This window comes from Pseudomonas sp. NFPP07 (assembly GCF_900115645.1).
Taxonomy (GTDB): domain Bacteria; phylum Pseudomonadota; class Gammaproteobacteria; order Pseudomonadales; family Pseudomonadaceae; genus Aquipseudomonas; species Aquipseudomonas chlororaphis.
The window spans coordinates 560563-581086 of sequence record NZ_FOXG01000002.1 but is presented as its reverse complement, the minus strand read 5'-3'; the positions used below and the strand labels follow the sequence as shown (position 1 = coordinate 581086).

At 62.7% G+C, this 20524-nt stretch carries 23 protein-coding genes; 9 read left to right on the top strand and 14 right to left on the bottom strand.

The features are described 5' to 3' along the window. Positions 1–17: 17 nt before the first annotated feature. The gene (gene algW / locus BM019_RS07725; protein WP_007929855.1) at positions 18–1172 is read right to left on the bottom strand and encodes a Do family serine endopeptidase AlgW; all 1155 of its coding nucleotides are present in this window, start codon (positions 1170–1172) and stop codon (positions 18–20) included. A gap of 102 nt (positions 1173–1274) precedes the next feature. Here algW and BM019_RS07720 point away from each other — a divergent pair, with 102 nt between their 5' ends. The 4 genes from BM019_RS07720 to cysN all read left to right on the top strand — a co-directional run bounded on the left by BM019_RS07720 (position 1275) and on the right by cysN (position 5609). Beyond that, entirely contained in the window at positions 1275–2033 is a 759-nt protein-coding gene (locus BM019_RS07720) for a Nif3-like dinuclear metal center hexameric protein (protein ID WP_009042201.1), read from the top strand. Between the two features lie 260 nt (positions 2034–2293). Continuing rightward, complete coding sequence (gene cysD, locus BM019_RS07710) at positions 2294–3211, top strand: sulfate adenylyltransferase subunit CysD (RefSeq protein ID WP_007929849.1); 918 nt, start codon at positions 2294–2296, stop codon at positions 3209–3211. 104 nt (positions 3212–3315) lie between these two features. Continuing rightward, on the top strand, positions 3316–3657 hold the full coding sequence (locus BM019_RS07705) for a four helix bundle protein (protein WP_092417977.1): 342 nt from the start codon (positions 3316–3318) through the stop codon (positions 3655–3657). Between the two features lie 53 nt (positions 3658–3710). After that, a complete protein-coding gene (gene cysN / locus BM019_RS07700) occupies positions 3711–5609 on the top strand; it encodes a sulfate adenylyltransferase subunit CysN (RefSeq protein ID WP_053259659.1) in 1899 nt (632 codons plus the stop codon). Between the two features lie 86 nt (positions 5610–5695). Here the strand turns inward: cysN and BM019_RS07695 are convergent, their stop codons facing one another. The 3 genes from BM019_RS07695 to BM019_RS07685 all read right to left on the bottom strand — a co-directional run bounded on the left by BM019_RS07695 (position 5696) and on the right by BM019_RS07685 (position 9102). Continuing rightward, positions 5696–6601 carry an acyltransferase gene (locus tag BM019_RS07695; protein WP_092417976.1) on the bottom strand — a complete coding sequence of 302 codons (906 nt, stop codon included), beginning with the start codon at positions 6599–6601 and terminating at the stop codon, positions 5696–5698. Then, positions 6602–8701, bottom strand: coding sequence for a phosphate acetyltransferase (gene pta, locus BM019_RS07690; RefSeq protein ID WP_009042204.1), 2100 nt, complete (start codon positions 8699–8701; stop codon positions 6602–6604). A 62-nt stretch (positions 8702–8763) separates the two neighbouring features. Beyond that, the gene (locus BM019_RS07685; RefSeq protein WP_088019079.1) at positions 8764–9102 is read right to left on the bottom strand and encodes a DUF3565 domain-containing protein; all 339 of its coding nucleotides are present in this window, start codon (positions 9100–9102) and stop codon (positions 8764–8766) included. Here BM019_RS07685 and BM019_RS07680 point away from each other — a divergent pair. From BM019_RS07680 to BM019_RS07670, 3 genes are all read left to right on the top strand, one after another. Then, positions 9071–9556 (top strand): FKBP-type peptidyl-prolyl cis-trans isomerase, encoded by a 486-nt coding sequence (locus BM019_RS07680; protein ID WP_007929845.1) that lies wholly within the window; start codon positions 9071–9073, stop codon positions 9554–9556. The two genes, BM019_RS07685 and BM019_RS07680, sit on opposite strands and share 32 nt — an antisense overlap. A 135-nt stretch (positions 9557–9691) precedes the next feature. Next, on the top strand, positions 9692–10174 hold the full coding sequence (locus BM019_RS07675; protein ID WP_009042206.1) for a glutathione peroxidase: 483 nt from the start codon (positions 9692–9694) through the stop codon (positions 10172–10174). Between the two features lie 206 nt (positions 10175–10380). Beyond that, the gene (locus tag BM019_RS07670; protein ID WP_092417975.1) at positions 10381–11484 is read left to right on the top strand and encodes an NADH:flavin oxidoreductase; all 1104 of its coding nucleotides are present in this window, start codon (positions 10381–10383) and stop codon (positions 11482–11484) included. 88 nt (positions 11485–11572) lie between these two features. Here the strand turns inward: BM019_RS07670 and BM019_RS07665 are convergent, their stop codons facing one another. Beyond that, complete coding sequence (locus tag BM019_RS07665; protein ID WP_092417974.1) at positions 11573–12772, bottom strand: glycosyltransferase family 4 protein; 1200 nt, start codon at positions 12770–12772, stop codon at positions 11573–11575. Positions 12773–12812: 40 nt separating this feature from the next. Next, complete coding sequence (cysZ, locus tag BM019_RS07660; protein WP_053259664.1) at positions 12813–13568, bottom strand: sulfate transporter CysZ; 756 nt, start codon at positions 13566–13568, stop codon at positions 12813–12815. Between the two features lie 309 nt (positions 13569–13877). Between cysZ and trxB the strand changes: the two genes are divergently transcribed. Further along, positions 13878–14834: a thioredoxin-disulfide reductase gene (gene trxB, locus BM019_RS07650; protein WP_009042210.1), complete on the top strand. Its 957-nt coding sequence runs from the start codon at positions 13878–13880 to the stop codon at positions 14832–14834. Between the two features lie 193 nt (positions 14835–15027). On the opposite strand, the gene BM019_RS07645 is transcribed toward trxB, so the two are convergent. The 6 genes from BM019_RS07645 to BM019_RS07620 form a co-directional block, all read right to left on the bottom strand. Then, positions 15028–15369, bottom strand: coding sequence for a HopJ type III effector protein (locus BM019_RS07645; protein WP_092417973.1), 342 nt, complete (start codon positions 15367–15369; stop codon positions 15028–15030). Further along, positions 15362–15658 (bottom strand): DUF1244 domain-containing protein, encoded by a 297-nt coding sequence (locus BM019_RS07640; protein WP_007929830.1) that lies wholly within the window; start codon positions 15656–15658, stop codon positions 15362–15364. The genes BM019_RS07645 and BM019_RS07640 overlap by 8 nt, the downstream gene beginning before the upstream one ends. Positions 15659–15695: 37 nt before the next feature. Then, positions 15696–16067 carry a dihydroneopterin triphosphate 2'-epimerase gene (gene folX / locus BM019_RS07635; RefSeq protein ID WP_007929829.1) on the bottom strand — a complete coding sequence of 124 codons (372 nt, stop codon included), beginning with the start codon at positions 16065–16067 and terminating at the stop codon, positions 15696–15698. Positions 16068–16069: 2 nt separating this feature from the next. Beyond that, positions 16070–16630, bottom strand: a complete 561-nt coding sequence (folE, locus tag BM019_RS07630; RefSeq protein ID WP_007929828.1) for a GTP cyclohydrolase I FolE — start codon at positions 16628–16630, stop codon at positions 16070–16072. Between the two features lie 21 nt (positions 16631–16651). Continuing rightward, a complete protein-coding gene (gene folM, locus BM019_RS07625) occupies positions 16652–17362 on the bottom strand; it encodes a dihydromonapterin reductase (RefSeq protein ID WP_007929827.1) in 711 nt (236 codons plus the stop codon). Positions 17363–17524: 162 nt separating this feature from the next. Further along, complete coding sequence (locus BM019_RS07620) at positions 17525–18097, bottom strand: antibiotic biosynthesis monooxygenase (RefSeq protein ID WP_009042214.1); 573 nt, start codon at positions 18095–18097, stop codon at positions 17525–17527. Positions 18098–18310: 213 nt separating this feature from the next. Between BM019_RS07620 and BM019_RS07615 the strand changes: the two genes are divergently transcribed. Further along, entirely contained in the window at positions 18311–19270 is a 960-nt protein-coding gene (locus tag BM019_RS07615) for a MerR family transcriptional regulator (protein ID WP_092417972.1), read from the top strand. A 31-nt stretch (positions 19271–19301) separates the two neighbouring features. Here BM019_RS07615 and BM019_RS07610 read toward each other — a convergent pair whose 3' ends face one another. Together BM019_RS07610 and BM019_RS07605 are read right to left on the bottom strand one after the other, a co-directional pair. Further along, positions 19302–19907, bottom strand: a complete 606-nt coding sequence (locus tag BM019_RS07610) for a hypothetical protein (RefSeq protein ID WP_092417971.1) — start codon at positions 19905–19907, stop codon at positions 19302–19304. 55 nt (positions 19908–19962) lie between these two features. Then, positions 19963–20436, bottom strand: a complete 474-nt coding sequence (locus tag BM019_RS07605; RefSeq protein ID WP_009042217.1) for a PAS domain-containing protein — start codon at positions 20434–20436, stop codon at positions 19963–19965. Positions 20437–20524 lie beyond the last annotated feature (88 nt).

Genomic DNA, 20524 nt, shown 5'->3' with positions numbered 1-20524 from the left:
GCTGGCTCGCGATGCCTTTACTCTTTTTCCTTGACCGGCGCCGGTGGCGGGCGCAGGCCGATTTCAGCGGTAAGCTTGAGCTCCTTGCCGTTGCGCATCACCTGGATGCTGACCTTGTCGCTGGGTTTGATCCGCGCCACCTGGTTCATCGAGCGACGGCCATCGCCGGCCGGTTCGCCATCGATGCTGAGAATCACGTCACCCAACTGCATGCCGGCTTTTTGCGCTGGACCGTCGCGGAAAATCCCCGCCACCACGATGCCCGGGCGCCCGGACAAGCCGAACGATTCGGCCAGTTCCTGGGTCAGCGGCTGCACCTCGATACCCAGCCAGCCACGAATCACCTGGCCGTGCTCGATGATCGACTTCATCACCTCCATGGCCAGCTTGATCGGGATGGCGAAGCCAATGCCCTGGGAACCGCCGGACTTGGAGAAGATCGCCGTGTTGATCCCGGTCAGGTTACCGTTGGCATCCACCAGCGCGCCGCCGGAGTTGCCCGGGTTGATCGCCGCGTCGGTCTGGATGAAGTCTTCGTAGTTGTTCAGGCCCAGCTGATTGCGCCCGGTGGCGCTGATGATGCCCATGGTCACGGTCTGGCCGACCCCGAACGGGTTGCCGATGGCCAGGGTCACGTCGCCGATGCGGATGCTGTCGGAGCGTCCGACGGTGATCGAAGGCAGGTTCTTCAAATCGATCTTGAGGACCGCCAGGTCGGTTTCCGGATCGCTGCCGATCACATGGGCCAGGGTTTCACGACCGTCCTTGAGCGCCACCACAATCTGTTCGGCGCCGGCGGTCACGTGGTTGTTGGTCAGCAGATAACCTTCGGGGCTCATGATCACCCCGGAACCCAGGCTCGATTCCATGCGCTGCTGCTTGGGCAGGTTGTCGCCGAAGAAGCGGCGGAACTGCGGGTCCTCGAACAACGGGTGCGCCGGTTTGTTGATGACCTTGGTGGTGTACAGGTTGACCACCGCCGGCGCGGCGATCGCCACGGCATCGGCATAGGACACTGGGCCTTGTCGAAGCGCCTTGGTTTGTGGGGCTTGCTGCAGGTTGACGTCCAGGCTGGGCAGGCCGACCCATTGCGGGTAGCGCTGAATTATCAGCAACGCGATAAGCACGCCGGCCAACAGTGGCCAGCCAAAAAAACGCAGAGCCTTGAGCATTGAGCAAGTCCTGAGAGGTTGCAGGCCGCCCGGGACGGCCCATAATGTCGCGCATTATACGAGGCCGCGCGCGCCTCTGAACGGGATATTTAGGAGTCTTTTATGGCCGTTGCCCTGAGCACTCTGGTAGAGGAAGCGGACCGCTACCTGGGCAGTTCGCGAATCGCCGATTACTGCCCCAATGGCCTGCAGGTCGAAGGCCGGCCACAGGTGATGCGCATCGTCAGCGGCGTCACGGCCAGCCAGGCGTTGCTCGATGCCGCGGTGGAGGCCAATGCCGATCTGGTGCTGGTGCATCACGGTTATTTCTGGAAAGGCGAGAACCCCTGCATCACCGGCATGAAGCAGCGCCGGCTGAAAACCCTGCTCAAGCACGATATCAGCCTGCTGGCTTATCACCTGCCGCTGGACCTGCACCCGGATGTCGGCAACAACGTGCAGCTGGCGCGGCAGCTGGATATCACCGTGGAAGGTCCGCTGGACCCGGACAACCTGAAGATCGTCGGGCTGGTCGGCTCCCTTGCCGAGCCCATGACCGCGCGGGACTTCGCGCGCAAGGTCCAGGAGGTGATGGGGCGCGAGCCACTGGTGGTCGAAGGCAGCAAGATGATCCGGCGTGTCGGCTGGTGCACCGGCGGCGGCCAGGGCTACATCGACCAGGCGGTGCTGGCCGGCGTCGATTTGTATCTGAGCGGCGAGGCCTCGGAGCAGACCTTCCACAGCGCCCGGGAAAATGACATCAGTTTCATCGCCGCCGGCCATCACGCCACCGAGCGTTACGGCGTGCAGGCGCTGGGGGACTACCTGGCCCGACGCTTCGCCCTCGAACACTTGTTCATCGACTGCCCGAACCCTATATAAAGCCTTGTCCTGTAGCCGCTGCCGCAGGCTGCGACAAGGCCCGCAGGGGCTTCTCGTGACCTTCGAGAGCACGCCTGCTGCGCAGTCGATCGCAGCCTGCGGCAGCGGCTACAGAGAGGCGTAAACACAACAAACAGGCGGGTATATTCATATACCGTTTCGATCTAGCTGGCGTCCTGATTAGAAGAGGTCGCTGTGCTAGCATGCCCCGCTCGAACACGGCCCGCAGGCCGTCCATAAGAAAGCTTTCGTGAGTAGCCATGGTCGACAAACTGACGCATCTGAAACAGCTGGAGGCGGAAAGCATCCACATCATCCGCGAGGTGGCCGCCGAGTTCGACAACCCGGTGATGCTGTACTCCATCGGTAAAGACTCCGCCGTGATGCTGCACCTGGCGCGCAAGGCGTTCTTCCCGGGCAAGCTGCCGTTTCCGGTGATGCACGTCGACACCCAGTGGAAATTCCAGGAGATGTACAAGTTCCGCGATCGCATGGTCGAAGAGCTGGGCCTGGAACTGATCACCCACGTCAACCCAGAAGGCGTTGCGCAGGGCATCAACCCCTTCACCCACGGCAGTGCCAAGCACACCGACATCATGAAAACCGAGGGCCTCAAGCAGGCGCTGGACAAGTACGGTTTCGATGCAGCGTTCGGCGGTGCCCGGCGTGACGAAGAGAAATCCCGCGCCAAGGAGCGCGTGTACTCGTTCCGCGACAGCAAGCATCGCTGGGACCCGAAGAACCAGCGCCCCGAGCTGTGGAACGTCTACAACGGCAAGGTCAACAAGGGCGAGTCGATCCGCGTCTTCCCGCTGTCGAACTGGACCGAGCTGGACATCTGGCAATACATCTATCTGGAAGGCATCCCGATCGTGCCGCTGTACTTCGCCGCCGAGCGCGAAGTGATCGAGAAGAACGGCACCCTGATCATGATCGACGACGAGCGCATCCTCGAGCACCTCTCCGACGAGGAGAAGGCCCGCATCGTCAAGAAGAAGGTGCGTTTCCGTACCCTTGGCTGCTACCCGTTGACGGGCGCGGTGGAGTCCGAGGCCGAAAGCCTGACGGACATCATTCAGGAAATGCTCCTGACGCGAACTTCCGAGCGCCAGGGCCGGGTCATCGATCACGATGGCGCCGGTTCCATGGAAGACAAGAAACGTCAGGGCTACTTTTAAGCTTCGAGTTACAAGCGGCAAGCTGCAAGTTAAAGGCGGTATGCGTAATTTTGCAGCTTGGTGCTTGCAGCTGGTTGTTGCGAGCCGCTATCGAGTGACTCGCAATGGACTTCGAGAAACTGGTTGTTTGGCAGAGAAGCAGATGTTTAGCGGTGGGGATTTATAGAGAGCTTGCAGGATGTGGGAATTTTGGTTTCAAGGATCAAATTACCCGGTCTGCACTTTCGGTGCCTTCCAATATTGCAGAAGGCATGGAACGTCACAGCGCTAAAGAAAAAGTTTACTTTCTTTGGATCGCAAAGGCTTCTTGCGGGGAGCTACGTACCCAGATCCTCATTGGTCGTGACATTGCTTACATAGCCGGTCCACTGGCTGAAAACTGGATTACAGAAACTCGCGAGCTCTCAAAAATGCTCTGCGGCCTGATCAACAAAATTTCTGACTAGCTGTACGCCGACAAGCTTGCCGCTTGAAGCTTACAGCTTGGAGCTTGAATGCAATGAGCCATCAATCCGAATTGATCAGCGAGGACATCCTCGCCTACCTGGCCCAGCACGAACGCAAAGAACTGCTGCGCTTCTTGACCTGCGGTAACGTCGACGACGGCAAGAGCACCCTGATCGGGCGCCTGCTGCACGATTCGAAGATGATCTACGAAGACCATCTGGAAGCCATTACCCGCGACTCGAAAAAAGTCGGCACCACCGGCGACGATATCGACCTGGCGTTGCTGGTCGACGGCCTGCAGGCCGAGCGGGAGCAGGGCATCACCATCGATGTCGCCTACCGCTACTTCTCCACCGCCAAGCGCAAATTCATCATCGCCGACACCCCCGGCCATGAGCAGTACACCCGCAACATGGCCACCGGTGCTTCCACCTGTGACCTGGCGATCATCCTGGTGGATGCCCGCTACGGCGTGCAGACCCAGACCCGTCGCCACAGCTTCATCGCCTCCCTGCTGGGCATCAAGCACATAGTCGTGGCCATCAACAAGATGGACCTCAAGGACTTCGACCAGGGCGTGTTCGAGTCGATCAAGGCCGATTACCTGAAGTTCGCCGAAGGCCTGAAGATGAAGCCCACCAGCCTGCACTTCGTGCCGATGTCGGCCCTCAAGGGCGACAACGTGGTGAACAAGTCCGAGCGCTCGCCGTGGTACACCGGCCAGTCGCTGATGGAAATCCTCGAGACCGTGGAAGTGGCGGGCGACCGCAACTTCAGCGACCTGCGCTTCCCGGTGCAGTACGTGAACCGTCCGAACCTGAACTTCCGTGGTTTCGCCGGGACCCTGGCCAGTGGCATCGTGCACAAGGGCGACGAAGTCGTGGTGCTGCCATCGGGCAAGAGCAGCCGGGTGAAATCCATCGTCACCTTCGAAGGCGAGCTGGAGCATGCCGGCCCGGGCCAGGCCGTGACCCTGACCATGGAAGACGAGATCGACATCTCCCGTGGCGATCTGCTGGTGCATGCCGACAACGTACCGCCGGTGACCGACAGCTTCGAAGCCATGCTGGTCTGGATGGCCGAAGAGCCGATGCTGCCGGGCAAGAAATACGACATCAAGCGCGCCACCAGCTACGTGCCGGGCTCCATCGCCAGCATCGTCAACAGGGTCGACGTGAACACCCTTGAAGAAGGTCCGGCCAGCGCCCTGCAACTGAACGAGATCGGCAAGGTCAAGATCGCCCTCGACGCGCCGATTGCCCTCGACGGTTACGACAGCAACCGCACCACCGGTGCCTTCATCGTCATCGACCGCTTGACCAACGGCACCGTCGGCGCCGGCATGATCGTCGCCCAGCCCGTCGTGCATGGCAGCAGCACGCATCATGGCAAGCTGGCCCATGTCGCCACTGAGGAGCGTGCCCAGCGCTTCGGCCAGCAACCGGCCACCGTGCTGTTCAGTGGCCTGTCCGGCGCCGGCAAGAGCACCCTGGCCTATGCGGTCGAGCGCAAGCTGTTCGACCTGGGCCGAGCGGTGTTCGTCCTCGACGGCCAGAACCTGCGTCACGACCTGAACAAGGGCCTGCCCCAGGATCGCGCCGGGCGTACCGAGAACTGGCGGCGTGCTGCGCATGTGGCGCGCCAGTTCAACGAAGCTGGCCTGCTGACCCTGGCGGCGTTCGTTGCGCCGAGTGCGGAGGGTCGTGAACAAGCCAGGGACCTGATCGGCAAGGAACGTCTGCTGACCGTCTACGTCCAGGCTTCGCCGGCGGCCTGCGCCGAGCGTGATCCGCAGGGCTTGTACGCCGCGGGCGGGGATAACATCCCGGGCGAGTCCTTCCCGTACGACGTGCCGCTGGATGCCGATCTGGTGATCGACACCCAGTCCGTGTCGCTGGAAGAGGGCGTCAAGCAAGTACTGGAACTGCTGCGCAAGCGTGGCGCGATCTAAGCTTTAGCGGCCAATGAAAAGCCCGCCGTCGAGTGATCGATGGCGGGCTTTTTTGTGGCCTTGAGAAAGCTATCGCGGGCGTTCCATTATTTGCCCGGATATTCCCGATGCATCTGTTCCAGCAGCGCATCCTTGTTCTGCCACAGCTGGTTGATCCAGCCCTGGAACTCCAGGCGGTACACGCCATCCTGGTCGTAGTTCTTGCCGATGAACTGCGGCGGGATCGGCAGCTCCTCGAAATGCACCACCACCTCGTTGACCTTGCCGCACAGCAGGTCCCAGTAACCCGGCTGGCCCGCCGGATAATGAATGGTGACGTTGACGATGGATTCCAGTTGCTCGCCCATGGCGTCCAGCACGAAGGCGATGCCGCCGGCCTTGGGCTTGAGCAGGTAGCGGAACGGCGAGGCCTGTTGCGCGTGCTTGGCCTGGGTGAAGCGTGTGCCCTCGACGAAGTTGAAGATGCCCACCGGGTTGTCGCGGAATTTCGCGCAGGTCTTGCGGGTGGTCTCCAGGTCCTTGCCCTTTTTCTCCGGGTGTTTTTCCAGGTAGGCCTTGGAGTAGCGCTTCATGAACGGGAAGCCCAGGGCCCACCAGGCCAGGCCGATCACCGGCACCCAGATCAGCTCCTGCTTGAGGAAGAACTTCAGAGGGCGGATACGCCGGTTGAGCACGTATTGCAGGACCATGATGTCGACCCAGCTCTGGTGGTTGCTGGTGATCAGGTACGAGTGCCGGTAGTCCAGGCTGTCGAGCCCGCTGAGGTGCCAGCGGGTGTGCCCGAGCAGGCTCATCCAGGCCTTGTTGTTGCTGATCCAGGCTTCATGGATGTGGCTCATCAGCCAGTCGGTGAAGCGCTGGGCCGCCGGGAAGGGCAGCAGCAACTTGAAGATCGCCACCACGAACAGCGGGGTGCAGCAGACGATGGTGTTGAGCGCCAACAACAGCGAGGCGATCACGCCCCGCAGCGGTGCAGGTAGAAAATCCAGCATTTACACATCCAGGGGTCGGTTGGCGGCTTGAATCGCGGTCAGGGCGATGGTGTAGACGATGTCGTCGACCTGGGCGCCGCGCGGCAGGTCGTTCACCGGCTTGCGCAGGCCTTGCAGCATCGGCCCGAGGCTGACGCAGTCGGCGCTGCGCTGCACGGCCTTGTGGGTGGTGTTGCCGGTGTTCAGGTCGGGGAACACGAAGACCGTGGCCTTGCCCGCGACCAGGCTGTTGGGCGCCAGTTGCTGGGCCACGGCCTCGTTGGCCGCGGCATCGTATTGCAACGGGCCGTCGATCAGCAGTGAGCTCTGGGCTTCATGGGCCAGCAAGGTGGCTTCGCGGACCTTCTCCACTTCTTCGCCACTGGCCGATTCGCCGCTGGAGTAGCTGATCATCGCCACCCGTGGGGTGATGCCGAACGCGGCCGCCGAGTCGGCGCTTTGCAGGGCGATCTCGGCCAGCTCGCTGGCGCTCGGGTGCGGGTTCATCACGCAGTCGCCGTAGACCAGCACCTGCTCGGGGAACAGCATGAAAAATACCGACGACACCAGGGTGCAGCCCGGCGCGGTCTTGATCAACTGCAGGGCCGGGCGGATGGTATTGGCGGTGGAGTGGATCAGGCCGGACACCAGGCCATCGACTTCGTCCAGGGCCAGCATCATGGTGCCGATCACCACCGGGTCTTCCAGTTGCTGTTCGGCCATCGGCGCGTTGAGGCTCTTGCTCTTGCGCAGCGCCACCATCGGTTCGACGTAACGCTCGCGGATCTGGTCCGGGTCGATGACTTCCAGGCCCGGCGGCAGCTCGATGCCCTGGGCCCGGGCGACCGCCTCGACATCCGCCGGCTTGGCCAGCAGCACGCAACGGGCGATGCCGCGCGCCTGGCAGATCGCCGCGGCCTGCACGGTCAGCGGCTCGCTGCCTTCGGGCAGGACGATGCGCTTGTTGGCTTCCTGGGCGCGCTGGATCAACTGGTAGCGGAACACCGCCGGCGACAGGCGCATTTCCCGCGGCGTGCCGCAGCGCTGGTGCAGCCACTTGGCGTCCAGGTGGCTGGCGACGAAGTCGGTGATGATCTCTGCGCGCTCGCGGTCATCGATGGGGATTTCCTTGTTCAGGCCGTTCAACTGGTTGGCGGTGTCGTAGGAGCCGGTGCTCACCGACAGCACCGGCAGGCCGGCATTCAAGGCGCCGCGGCACAGCTCCATGATCCGCGGGTCGGGCAGGGTGTCGCTGGTCAGCAGCAGCCCGGCCAGGGGCACGCCGTTGATCGCCGCCAGGCTCACGGCGAGGATGATGTCGTCGCGATCGCCGGGCGTCACTACCAATACGCCGGGCTTGAGCAGCTCCACGGTGTTACGCATGGTGCGCGCGCAGATGATGATCTTGGTCATGCGCCGGCTTTCGTAATCGCCGGCGTTGAGCACCTGGGCGCCCATCAGGTCGGCGACGTCGCGGGTGCGCGGCGCGTTCAGTTCCGGCTGGAAGGGGATGCATCCGAGCAGGCGGAAGTCGCCGCTGCGCAGCAGGGGCGAATGCTCTTTCAGACGAGCGGAAAAGGCTTCCATGCTTTCGTCGGTCCGCACCTTGTTGAGGATCACTCCCAGCACTTTTGGGTCGCGCGGGCCGCCGAACAACTGGGCCTGCAACTCCACGCGCCCGGACAGCTCGGTGAGCACTTCGTTTTCCGGGGCGGACACCAGGATCACCTCGGCATCCAGGCTTTTCGCCAGGTGCAGGTTGACCCGCGCGGCATAGCTGGCGCTGCGGGTCGGCACCATGCCTTCGACCACCAGCACGTCCTTGCCGACGGCCGCCTGCTGGTACAGGGTGATGATTTCTTCCAGCAGTTCGTCCAGCTGGCCGTCGCCGAGCATCCGTTCGACATGGGCCAGGCCCAGCGGCTGCGGTGGTTTCAGGCCATGGGTGCGGGCCACCAGCTCGGTCGAGCGTTCAGGGCCGGTATCGCCTGGGTGAGGCTGGGCAATGGGTTTGAAGAAGCCGACCTTGAGGCCGGCCCGTTCCAGAGTACGCACCAGCCCGAGGCTGATGGAGGTCAGACCCACACCAAAATCGGTGGGCGCGATAAAAAAAGTTTGCATGCGGATTCTCGACGGGTGCATGGCCACGGTGAGTCGCTTATGTCTACTGCTCTACCGGAAATTCAGGCGCCAAGGTTAGCGCTAACCGAGCCTTGTGCGCACCAACCGCAGGCAAAGGGCTGGCCTATTTTTTCCGCACGCTTGAGCGGATCCAGGATCCAGGCCCGGGATTGCCAGGGCGGCTGGTGGCGCAGGTGCTGGGTATGGCCGCAGGACAGCTCGACGACCCAGTGGCCGTCTTCATCCTGATGAAAGCCGACGATCGTCGAGACTGGCGTCAGGTTCCGTTTGTCCGGGTTCCGTTCGCTTTCGGGCGATTGCTTCGCTAAACTTGGACGTTCTTCATTCTTATGCAAAAGGTCTCGCCCCATGCTGATCGCCGCCAACAAGGCTGTCTCCATCGACTATACCCTCACCAACGACGCTGGTGAGGTCATCGACAGCTCCGCCGGCGGCGCACCGCTGGTCTACCTGCATGGCGCAGGGAACATTATTCCAGGCCTGGAAAAGGCCCTGGAAGGCAAGAACGTCGGCGACGAGCTGAGCGTTGCCGTTGAGCCGGAAGATGCCTATGGCGAATACGCCGCCGAACTGGTCAGCACCCTGAGCCGCAGCATGTTCGAAGGCGTCGACGAACTGGAAGTGGGCATGCAGTTCCACGCTTCCGCTCCGGACGGCCAGATGCAGATCGTCACCATCCGCGACCTGGACGGCGACGACGTGACTGTCGACGGCAACCACCCGCTGGCCGGCCAGCGCCTGAACTTCAAGGTCAAGGTTGTCGACATCCGTGATGCCAGCCAGGAAGAAATCGCCCATGGTCACGTCCATGGCGAAGGTGGCCATCACCACTGATTTCTGCGCTAAGCTCAAATCTGACTGGAGAGGCGCCCGAGGGCGCCTTTTTAGTCGGCGGCTTTTATCGCCGGACAACAGGCGGTACTGTCGAGTGGCTGTTTTCTGCAAGAACACGGGAATTTGGAGTTCGTCATGAGTGCTTTTCACGACCTTAAATTGAAAGCCCTGGATGGTCAGGAGCTACCGCTCGCGCCTTTCAAGGGGCACGTCGTGCTGGTGGTCAACGTCGCCTCCAAGTGTGGTCTGACACCACAATACGCGGCGCTGGAGAACCTCTACCAGCAATACAAAGGCCAGGGGTTCAGCGTGCTGGGCCTGCCGTGTAATCAGTTTGCCGGGCAGGAGCCGGGCTCCGAGCAGGAGATCCAGGAATTCTGCAGTCTCAACTACGGGGTGACCTTTCCGTTGAGCAGCAAGCTGGACGTCAACGGTCCGGAGCGCCATCAGTTGTACCGTCTGCTGGCGGGCGAAGGAGCGGAATTTCCGGGCGACATCACCTGGAATTTCGAGAAATTCCTGCTGGGCAAGGACGGCCGCGTCCTGGCGCGTTTCTCGCCACGCACCGCGCCCGATGATTCGACGGTCATCCAGGCCATCGAAAAAGCCTTGAGCTGAATCTGCACGCCGGGCCCTGCTGCCCGGCCGGTTTTACCGCGCATTCGCGCACCTTCGCTTTCCTCCGCTTTGGCACCTTAATCACCCCGATCAATAGTGCTGGGCGTTGCCGGGAGCACGGAATATTATCGCCATCATAAGGCCGTCGGTGTACCCGCCCGACTTGCCATTTTCCGCGATTAAGACCGTCAGCCCTGGAGTACCGCATGCCCGTTCAAGCCTTGTTCAAACCCTTTCAGCTGGGTGCCCTGGAGCTGTCGACCCGGGTGGTGATGGCGCCGATGACCCGTTCGTTTTCCCCAGGTGGCGTGCCGAACTCGAAAGTCATCGAGTACTACCGTCGTCGCGCCGCGGCCGGGGTCGGCCTGATCATCACCGAAGGCACCACGGTCGGGCACAAGGCCTCCAACGGCTATCCGAACGTTCCGTGCTTTTATGGCGAAGCGGCCCTGGCCGGCTGGAAGAAGGTGGTGGACGCGGTGCACGCCGAAGGCGGAAAGATCGTTCCGCAGCTGTGGCATGTGGGCAATGTGCGCCGCCTGGGCACCGAGCCGGACGCCAGCGTGCCGGGTTACGGCCCGTCGGAAAAGCTCAAGGATGGCCAGGTGGTGGTCCACGGCATGACCCAGCACGACATCGACGAAGTGATCGCCGCCTTCGCCCAGGCCGCCAAGGATGCCCAGGACATCGGCATGGACGGCGTGGAGATCCACGGTGCCCACGGCTATCTGGTCGACCAGTTCTTCTGGGAGGGCAGCAACCAGCGTACCGACGAGTACGGTGGCGACCTGGCCCAGCGTTCGCGGTTTGCCATCGAGCTGATCCAGGCTGTGCGCGCCGCGGTGGGCCCTGGCTTCCCGATCATCTTCCGCTTTTCGCAGTGGAAGCAGCAGGACTACAGCGCCCGCCTGGTTCAAACCCCCGAGGCCCTGGGCGAGTTCCTCAAGCCGCTGGCGGACGCTGGCGTGGACATTTTCCACTGCTCCACCCGGCGTTTCTGGGAGCCGGAGTTCGAGGGTTCCGAGCTGAACCTGGCCGGCTGGACCCGTCAGCTCACCGGCAAGCCGACCATCACCGTGGGCAGCGTCGGCCTCGACGGCGAGTTCCTGCAGTTCATGGTCAACACCGACAAGGTGGCGCAGCCGGCGAGCCTGGAAAAGCTCCTGGAGCGCTTGAACAACGATGAGTTCGACCTGGTAGCGGTAGGGCGCGCGTTGCTGGTTGACCCGGACTGGGCGCAGAAGGTGCGGGACGGTCGCGAGCAGGACATCCTGCCGTTCAGCCGTGAGGCGTTGATGACGCTGGTCTGAGCGCGGCCCCGGAAACACCGTCGCGGGCAAGCCTCCTACAGGATCACGAGGCTTGCCCGCGATGCTTTTGGCCCTGATGTTTTCAACGCTAGGGCAACAACCGCCCCTCAGGCATCACCACTTCTTCCGTGCAAGCGCCGCGCAGCTGGCTTTCAAACTGCTCGATGATTGCCGCCCAGCCCTGGCGGCTGGCGTGCTGGCGGGCATTGAGGCGCACCCGGCGCAAGGTCTCGGGATCTTCCAGCAGCCAGCTGGCGGCATCGCAGAACGCACATTCGTCCCCGGGCATCGCCAGCACACCGTTGTAGCCATGGCGAATATGCTGGGCCGCCGCGGCCTGGTCGTAAGCCACCACGGCCAGCCCCGAGGCCAGGGCCTCGAGCACCACATTGCCGAAGGTTTCGGTCAGGCTCGGGAACAGGAACAGATCCCCCGACGCGTAGTGACTGGCCAGCGCTTCGCCGCGTTGCGAGCCGCAGAACACGGCGTCCGGCAACTCCTTCTGCAGGACCGCGCGTTGCGGGCCATCGCCCACCACGATCAATTTCATGGACTGCTGTGGATAAGTGCTCTGTAGCTGGGCGAAGCAGCGTTTGAGCAGGCCCAGGTTTTTCTCCGGCGCCAGGCGGCCAACGTGAATCACCGCGATATCGTCGTTACCCAGGCCCCAGCCTTGGCGCAGTTCGTTGAGGCGCTTGGCCGGGTGGAACAGCTGACTGTCGACCCCGCGCGACAGCAGCGCCAGGCGTTCGAAGTTGCGCCGCTCCAGCTCCAGGCGCTGGCTGGCGCTGGGTACCAGGGTCAGCTTGGAGCGGTTGTGGAACCAGCGCAGGTAGTGGGTCAGCAGGCGCGTCAGCAAACCCAGGCCGTACTGGCTGGAGTACTGCTGGAAGTTAGTGTGGAAACCGCTGACCACGGAGATCCCCAGGCGCCGCGCCGCCCGCAGCGCGGACAGGCCCAGCGGGCCCTCGGTGGCGATGTACAGCACATCCGGGCGATGACGTTTCCAGCGCCGCAGCAGCTTGTGCATCGACGACTGGCCCCACTGCAGCCCCGGATAACCCGGCAGTGGCCAGCCGCGGCACAGCAGCAGGCCGTCGTCGCTGATCCGGCTCTGATCGCTGCCCTGGCGCGGGCGGATCAGTTCCACCTGGTGTCCACGGGCGCGCAATCCATCGCACAGGCGGCCAAGGGTATTGGCCACGCCATTGATTTCCGGTGGGAAGGTTTCGGTGATCAGAGTGATATGCAGAGCTGTCGTCATGGCCTCAGTGTCAGCCGAGGCCATGTCGTCATTGTGACGTTGCGATGATGGATTTGTGACCCGCTCAGCGTTGCTGGGTCACCAGGCTTTCCGCGCCGCGCTCACGCACCCAGAACAGCGTCGCCCCGGCCACCGCCGCCGGCATCATCAGGATGTTGACCACCGGGATCAGTAGCACCAGATAGACGATCCCGCCAAAGCTCATGCTCTGCCAGCGCTTTTCCCGCAGCCAGGCGAGCATCTCGTTCCAGCCCAGCTTGTGGTTGTCCGCCGGGTAGTCGATGTACTGGATCGCCATCATCCACACGCCGAACAGCAGCCACAGCGGCGCGGCCACCAGATTCACCACCGGAATGAAGGACAGGATGAACAGGCCGATGGCCCGCGGCAGGAAGTAACCCAGCTTGCGCATTTCCCGGGCCAGGGTGCGCGGGATCATGGCCAGCAGTTCGGCCCAGCTGAAGGGCGGGAAATCGTCGGTGCCGCGGACCACCACTTCGACTTTTTCCGCGAGGAACCCGTTGAAGGGCGCGGCAATCACGTTGGCCAGCATGGTGAAGGTGAAAAACACCATCAGCAGCACCAGCACCACGAACAGCGGCCAGAGGATGTAGCTGAGAAAGCTCAGCCAGTCCGGCAGGGAAGGCATCAGGGTGTCGACCCACAGGCTGAACTGGTGGCCGGCGAAATAGATCAATCCGACGAACAGCACCAGGTTGATGGCCAGGGGCAAAAGGACGAACAGACGCAAGCCGGGGCTGAGCACCAGCTTGAGGCCTTCGCGCAGGTATTGCGGGCCGGACAGAACAGGGGCGGGCATAGGGAGCTCCTAGGGGGAAAACGCGCCGACCTTACCGGCTTTGCCCCACCGGCGAAAGCGCGGTCGTTAGGTCGACATCAACTGTAACAAAGGCGCCGGTAAATACGCCGATACCGGATAGAGACCTCCTATGAGCTGGATTGTTAAACCGTATTTCCTTAATCTTCGCCCCCTCTATACGCTGCACCCATTATTTTTCGGACGGGCGAACCTGAAGCCTTCCCCAAGTGCTTTCGCCGTCCTTTTTTATTCCAGCCGGCAATCCGGCGTTCCGCGCCAGTGATCCGGGCCGGTCGATAGGAGTGAGTCATGTCTGATGTACGTCATTCGCGTGTGATTATTCTCGGTTCCGGCCCTGCCGGTTACAGCGCCGCGGTCTATGCTGCACGCGCCAACCTGAAGCCGCTGCTGATTACCGGCATGCAGGCCGGCGGTCAGCTGACCACCACCACCGAAGTCGACAACTGGCCGGGCGACGTCCACGGCCTGACCGGCCCGGCGCTGATGGAGCGCATGCGTGAACACGCCGAGCGTTTCGAGACCGAAATCGTCTTCGATCACATCAATGCCGTGGACTTCGCCGCCAAGCCATACACCCTGACCGGCGACAGCGCGACCTACACCTGCGACGCCCTGATCATCGCCACTGGCGCCAGCGCCCGTTACCTGGGCCTGCCTTCGGAAGAAGCGTTCATGGGCAAGGGCGTGTCGGCCTGCGCGACCTGCGACGGTTTCTTCTATCGCAACAAGCCAGTGGCCGTGGTCGGTGGCGGCAACACCGCTGTCGAAGAAGCCCTGTACCTGGCCAACATCGCCAGCAAGGTCACCCTGATCCACCGTCGCGATACCTTCCGCGCCGAGAAGATCCTGATCGACAAGCTCAATGCCCGGGTTGCCGAAGGCAAGATCGAGCTCAAGCTGAACGCCAACCTGGACGAAGTGCTGGGCGACAACATGGGTGTCACTGGCGCGCGCCTGAAGAACAACGACGGCAGCTTCGACGAAATCAAGGTCGACGGCGTGTTCATCGCCATCGGCCACACCCCGAACACTTCGCTGTTCGAAGGCCAGCTGGAGCTCAAGGACGGCTACCTGGTCGTGCAGGGCGGCCGTGAAGGCAACGCCACCGCCACCAGCATCGCGGGCATCTTCGCCGCCGGTGACGTGGCCGACCACGTGTACCGCCAGGCCATCACCTCGGCCGGCGCCGGCTGCATGGCTGCGCTGGACACCGAGCGCTACCTGGACGGCCTGCAGAACGCTTGATTCTCAGACTGTTGCAATGAAAAAACCGGCCCAGGCCGGTTTTTTTATGGATCATTGAAACTTGTAGCCGCTGCCGAGCAGCGCGAGGCTGCGAGCGATTTGGGCAGTATTCCGACGAAGCGGGCGCCACTTTTGAGGGCGCAGGAGGTCCTGCGACCATCGCAGCCTGCGGCAGCGGCTACAGGGTTTAGACTCAGGCCTTGCGGGTCAGTGGCTGCTGGGCAAACTTCACACCCGCCAGGCCATGGGCGATCAGCGCACGGATATTGCCGTGGTCGCTGCCTTCAGGGGTGGCCAGTACCGAGCGGTAATGTTCGCCGAACGCCAGCAGCGCTTCTTCGTCGCTCAAGCCTTCCAGCAGGGCCAGGCCCAGGGTCTTGCACGAACCTTCGTTCTGCCCGGCGGCGTTTTCCACGCCACCGTTGTTGAAGGCCTGCGGCTGGTAGTCGTAGCCCGCGGCGATAAAGGCCAGGGTGTCGGCGAAGACATGCTCGCCGCTCTTGAGGCTGGCGCGCAGGGTGTTCAGGTCAGTCATGGGGTTTTCCTTTGGCGAACGCCGCTTGCTGCTCGGCGCTGGCTTCTTTCTGGTAGAGGTTCTTCCACTCGGCGTAGGGCATGCCGTACACCACTTCACGGGCGTCATCGAGGCTGACCTCGATCTGGCGCTCGTCGGCCTCGGCCTTGTACCACTTGGACAGGCAGTTGCGGCAGAAGCCAGCGAGGTTCATCAGGTCGATGTTCTGCACGTCCTTGCGGCTGTCCAGGTGCGCGACCAGGCGGCGGAAGGCGGCGGCTTCGAGTTCCAGGCGTTGTTGCTCGGTCATGTTCGGCTCTGTGCGATCAAATGTGGCGCGGATGATATCAGCGGCTGGCCGCGAGGGTGATCGACACCGACTCGGCAAAACGCAGGGCGTGGGGTTTGTCGACTTCGACCTCGGCGTACAGCACCGATTCGTTGGCCATGATCAGATCGAGGATTTCCTGGGTCAGGCGCTCGAGCAGGGCAAAGCGGTTGCCCTCCACGTGGGCGATGATCGCCTTGGTGATGGTGCGGTAGTTCAGCGCATGGTCGATGTCGTTGTCGCGCACGGCTTCTTGCGCGGCATACAGGATGGTCAGGTTGATCAGCACATCCTGCTTGTTGAGGATCTCGTCCTCGTTGATTCCGATGAAGGTCCGCAGGCACAGGTCCTTGACCCGGATGCGAGCCATTCCTGGCTGAAGTTGTGGCATTGCTACTTGCTCCGTCCGATCAATTGCAGGAATTCCTGGCGCGTGGTGCTCGAATCGCGAAAGGCGCCGAGCATCACCGAAGTGTGCATGGTCGAGTTCTGCTTCTCGACACCGCGCATCATCATGCACATGTGCTGCGCTTCGACGACCACCGCGACGCCGGCGGCCTGGGTTACCCGCTGCACCGCGTCGGCGATTTCCCGCGTGAGGTTTTCCTGGATCTGCAGGCGGCGGGCGAACATGTCGACGATCCGGGCGATCTTCGACAGGCCCAGCACCTTGCCGGTGGGAATATAAGCCACATGGGCCTTGCCGATGAAGGGCAGCAGGTGATGTTCGCACAGGGAATAGAGTTCGATGTCGGCGACTATGACCATTTCATCGTTGTCGGAGGCGAACAGCGCGCCATTGACCACCTCGTCCACCGACTGGCTGTAGCCATGACACAGGTACTGCATGGCCTTGGCCGCGCGTTGCGGGGTGTCGAGCAGGCCTTCGCGCTCGGGGTCTTCGCCGAGACCCTTGAGGATCTCGCGGTAGTGCTGGGGCAGGGAAAGCGTCATGCAACGTCCTCGCGGGAAGCCTTACTTGAGGTGCCGCCCGCCGTTGACGGTCAGGGTCGTGCCGGTGACATAAGGGTTGTCGAGCAGATAACGCAGGCTCTGGTAGACCACCTCGCAACCGGGTTCGATGCCCAGGGCGGACTTGGCCAGGGCCTTGGCGCGGTATGCCGCGTCGTCGTCGGGATTGAACATTAACAGAGCCGGGGCGATGCCGTTGACCTTGATCGTCGGGGCATATTTCGCCGCGAAGGACAGGGTCAGGCTGTCGAGGCCGGCCTTGGTGGCGCAATAGGCGATGTGCTTGCTGCTGCCGCGGCGCGTGACGTCGTCGCCGATGTGCACGATGTCGGCGGGGCTGGAGCGCCGCAGCAGGTCGGCGCAATGCAGGTTGATCAGGTAGGGCGCGAGCATGTGCACGCTGAACATGTCGGCGAAGGCCGCGCTTTCCTGGCCGGGCGTTTCCTCCAGCCATTGCGAGGCGTTGTGCACGATCGCCCGCAGGCTGTCGGTGTGCTCGTGCAATTGGCTGATGAAGGCCTGGATCCCGGCTTCGCTGGAGAAGTCAGCGAACAGGGCAATCGCGCCACGCTCGCGCAAGGCCTGCACGCCCGGGCGCTCGGTGCGATAGCTGATGATCACCCGGTGACCGTCTTCCAGCAGGCGCAATGCGCAATGCAGGCCGACACGCTGGCCGGCGCCGGTGATCAGGATCGGGGCAGGGGAAGTAGTCATGAACGGCTCGCGTCGCAGGTAGAGCAAAACTATACCAGCGCGGGGCGGGGTTCGCCCAAGCCGCTGCAGGAGCGTGCGGGCGGCAATCCGACTTGCCCGCGACGATGGCGCCGCGGTCTGTCTGGCAGACCGCGTTATCGTTCATCGCCGGCGAGCCGGTTCCTACCGGTGGCTCTGCGGGGAGGGTGCTGTCGGCAGCGGACGGGCTGGCGTGCTGTTCAGCCACCCGGACAGCAGGCGGGTGGACAGCGGAATGAACCAGTAGACCATCAGCGGCGTCAGGGCCAGGGTGCTGACGAGCACCCGCGGCGCCAGGCTGAGTTCGCCCAGCAACGGGCTGAGGATGAAGTTGAAGATCAGCGACACCGGGAAGAACGCCAGCCAGATGGCCACCGCCTGCTTCCAGCGCGGAGGGCGCTGGCCGGCCGCGCCGAACCAGCCGTCGATGCCGCTGACCCGGTGTTCATGGGGATGGGCGAACAGGTCGCTGCCACGGGCCAGCCAGGCAGTGCGCGAGGCGGAGTGCTCCCAGACGTGCAGGGTCTGCTCGTCGGCGAAGCGGAAGATGATCTGGAATTCGTCATCGTCGGGCGGCGGAGCGAGCACGCCGGAGCCGAGATAACCGGGGAAGTCGGTGGCCAATTGTTCGCCTTCGCGCAGCCAGGCGATCAGGTCCTGGTAACGGCCATCGGCGACACGCCGGGCGACCATCAGGGTGACGGGTGAGGTAGACATTATGTATCTCCGTAAAACCAATGCGCTGCCTGGGTAAGGCCGTACGCCGGACGCAGCACCGGGGTGTTGGGCTGCGTCTTGAAAGCAAGCAAGGATTATTCCTGATTGTGACAAATACACCAGAGGCAGCGGTCGCTTTGCCCTGTGTTGAAGAACTGTCACCGATGGGGAGTAGAATGGCCGTCACTTTATCCATCGGTGTTTTCTGCCCAGATGCCCGTTATTACTGAACTTTCCCGCCCGACACAGCCCCTCGACCAACCCTCGCAGGACGATCTGTTTCCAATCCGGGAAGTTTCACGGCTCACGGGGATCAACCCGGTGACCCTGCGGGCCTGGGAGCGTCGTTATGGATTGATCCAGCCGACGCGCACCGAGAGTGGGCACCGTTTGTATTCGATGCACGATGTCGAGACGGTCCGCGAGATCCTCGGCTGGATCGATCGAGGTGTCGCGGTCGGCAAGGTCGGCAAGATCCTCGCCAAGACCCGGGCCGCCCGCGAGGCGCCGCAAGCCATGCCGGGCGATAGCGCATCGGGCGATTACCGGCAGTGGCAGGGGCAACTCAAGCGGGCGGTCGGCGGCTTCGACGAGCCGCACCTGGAGCGGCTGTACGGCCAGATCTTCGCCAGCTATTCATTGTCGGTGGTGTTCCAGGACATCCTCATGCCGTTCTGGCGGCAGCTGGCGCAGCACCAGGAACCTTACGGCCACACCAGCGAATGGCTGTTCTTCGATCACTTCCTGCGTTCGCGGGTCTCCCAGCGCCTGTTGTTACAGCGCGGCCAACCGCTGCGCCCGGTGCTGCTGGCGGCGCTTGCCGGGCAATGCCGGGAACTGGAATTGCTGGTGGCGGCGCTGATGCTGGGCAGTGCCGAGTTGGAAGTCCGGGTGCTGGCGCTGGGGCAGCCGTTCGACGAGCTGACCCTGGTCTGCGAGAAGATCAAACCCCAGGCGCTGGTGCTGTTTTCCAATCACGCGCCGGCGTCGGAGCTGCCTCGACGCTTGAACCGCCTGGCGCTGACCCTGGAGTGTCCGCTGATGCTGGCGGGAGATGTCGCCGAGCTGGCCCAGGACAGCCTGAGCGCTTCGCCGGTGGGCTGCCTGGGGAGTGACGGGCGTTTGATGATGCAGCGCCTGCGGCAGTTTCTCAGCGGTACGCTCGATACCTGAGCTGATACCCAGGCAGCCAAAAGCTGCGATTTCAGATGTGCAGATTGGGGTGTGCCAGGCGGTGCTGTTGCAGGATGAACTGGCGCAGGCGCTCGGTTTCATCCGTGTCGCTCTGATTCAACCGATAGGCATAGAAGCCGGCGTCGGTCTGGCGTTCGAGGCGGCCGCGCAGGGCGATGCGCTCGTAACCCGACGGGCTGAACCACTGGGCGAACTGCTTTGGCGCTTTGGCCCGGTTGCGGATTTCCAGCAACACGCTGTTGAACGACACCTCATGCACCCACAGCGCAATGGGCTGCCCCTTGGCGTTTTCCAAGGCCACCGGCTCCGCCAGCGTCAGGCGCCAGGGGCGGACCCTCGGCCCGTCCTCGAAGATGCTTGGCACGCCCAGGCGCAGATGCAGCGCGTGGAACTCGTCTTCCACCAGGTGCAGGGGAAAGGTCATCTGCTGGTTTTCAAAGTGCGCCTGGATAGTCACTTGCTCATTGGCCGCCAGGCGGGTGAGCAGGTCGCGGATCTGTGAGCCTCCATTCACCAGCAGGCTCGAGTTCGCATCCCGCACGTTGAGTTGCGGGTTGTGCTGCATGGTCTGAATGAAGTCCAGTTCATCCTGGGTGAGGAGAGCGTCACGGCGCATGATGTTGCTCGAAGGAGAAGGTGACAAAATCATTGGTGATTAAGCGTACTGACAACTAATTCGACATCTTGTTAGCGCCATTCGTCGCCTGGAAAGCGGCGAGTTCCGCGCGGGTTTCGGCGAGCTCCTTTTCCACCTGCGCCAGCCGTTGCTGGGCCTTGACCTGGACCGTCACATCTTTCTGCACCCCGACGAAATAGGTCAACTGGTCGCTTTCGTTGAACACCGGGGTGATCGACAGTTCGTTCCAGAAGTGGCTGCCGTCCTTGCGGTAGTTGCGCAGCACCTGGCGGCAGGGCTGGCCGCTATCCAAGGCCTGGCGAATCAGCGGGATTCCCGGTTGGTCACGGTCGCCCGACTGGAGAAAGCGGCAATCCTGATACAGCACCTCGTCGGCGCTGTAGCCGGTGAGCCGTTCGAACGCTGGGTTGACGTAGATGATGATGTTGTCTTCGCCTTCCTGTTCGGCCACGACAATCCCGTCGTTGGAGGCGTTGATCACCAATTGCAGCAGATGGGCGTTGATCATCGGAGGCTTTCCGCAGTCGATCGGCAGGTGGCGGCAATTCTAAGACATGGCGCGAAGCTGTCCACTGGCCATGATGGGTAAATCGCGC

Coding starts and splice junctions, on each gene's coding strand:
- algW (WP_007929855.1), bottom strand. CDS start 1,172: ATGCTCAAGGCTCTGCGTTTTTTTGGCTGGCCACTGTTGGCCGGCGTG.
- BM019_RS07720 (WP_009042201.1), top strand. CDS start 1,275: ATGGCCGTTGCCCTGAGCACTCTGGTAGAGGAAGCGGACCGCTACCTG.
- cysD (WP_007929849.1), top strand. CDS start 2,294: ATGGTCGACAAACTGACGCATCTGAAACAGCTGGAGGCGGAAAGCATC.
- BM019_RS07705 (WP_092417977.1), top strand. CDS start 3,316: ATGGACTTCGAGAAACTGGTTGTTTGGCAGAGAAGCAGATGTTTAGCG.
- cysN (WP_053259659.1), top strand. CDS start 3,711: ATGAGCCATCAATCCGAATTGATCAGCGAGGACATCCTCGCCTACCTG.
- BM019_RS07695 (WP_092417976.1), bottom strand. CDS start 6,601: ATGCTGGATTTTCTACCTGCACCGCTGCGGGGCGTGATCGCCTCGCTG.
- pta (WP_009042204.1), bottom strand. CDS start 8,701: ATGCAAACTTTTTTTATCGCGCCCACCGATTTTGGTGTGGGTCTGACC.
- BM019_RS07680 (WP_007929845.1), top strand. CDS start 9,071: ATGCTGATCGCCGCCAACAAGGCTGTCTCCATCGACTATACCCTCACC.
- BM019_RS07685 (WP_088019079.1), bottom strand. CDS start 9,102: ATGGAGACAGCCTTGTTGGCGGCGATCAGCATGGGGCGAGACCTTTTG.
- BM019_RS07675 (WP_009042206.1), top strand. CDS start 9,692: ATGAGTGCTTTTCACGACCTTAAATTGAAAGCCCTGGATGGTCAGGAG.
- BM019_RS07670 (WP_092417975.1), top strand. CDS start 10,381: ATGCCCGTTCAAGCCTTGTTCAAACCCTTTCAGCTGGGTGCCCTGGAG.
- BM019_RS07665 (WP_092417974.1), bottom strand. CDS start 12,772: ATGGCCTCGGCTGACACTGAGGCCATGACGACAGCTCTGCATATCACT.
- cysZ (WP_053259664.1), bottom strand. CDS start 13,568: ATGCCCGCCCCTGTTCTGTCCGGCCCGCAATACCTGCGCGAAGGCCTC.
- trxB (WP_009042210.1), top strand. CDS start 13,878: ATGTCTGATGTACGTCATTCGCGTGTGATTATTCTCGGTTCCGGCCCT.
- BM019_RS07645 (WP_092417973.1), bottom strand. CDS start 15,369: ATGACTGACCTGAACACCCTGCGCGCCAGCCTCAAGAGCGGCGAGCAT.
- BM019_RS07640 (WP_007929830.1), bottom strand. CDS start 15,658: ATGACCGAGCAACAACGCCTGGAACTCGAAGCCGCCGCCTTCCGCCGC.
- folX (WP_007929829.1), bottom strand. CDS start 16,067: ATGCCACAACTTCAGCCAGGAATGGCTCGCATCCGGGTCAAGGACCTG.
- folE (WP_007929828.1), bottom strand. CDS start 16,630: ATGACGCTTTCCCTGCCCCAGCACTACCGCGAGATCCTCAAGGGTCTC.
- folM (WP_007929827.1), bottom strand. CDS start 17,362: ATGACTACTTCCCCTGCCCCGATCCTGATCACCGGCGCCGGCCAGCGT.
- BM019_RS07620 (WP_009042214.1), bottom strand. CDS start 18,097: ATGTCTACCTCACCCGTCACCCTGATGGTCGCCCGGCGTGTCGCCGAT.
- BM019_RS07615 (WP_092417972.1), top strand. CDS start 18,311: ATGCCCGTTATTACTGAACTTTCCCGCCCGACACAGCCCCTCGACCAA.
- BM019_RS07610 (WP_092417971.1), bottom strand. CDS start 19,907: ATGCGCCGTGACGCTCTCCTCACCCAGGATGAACTGGACTTCATTCAG.
- BM019_RS07605 (WP_009042217.1), bottom strand. CDS start 20,436: ATGATCAACGCCCATCTGCTGCAATTGGTGATCAACGCCTCCAACGAC.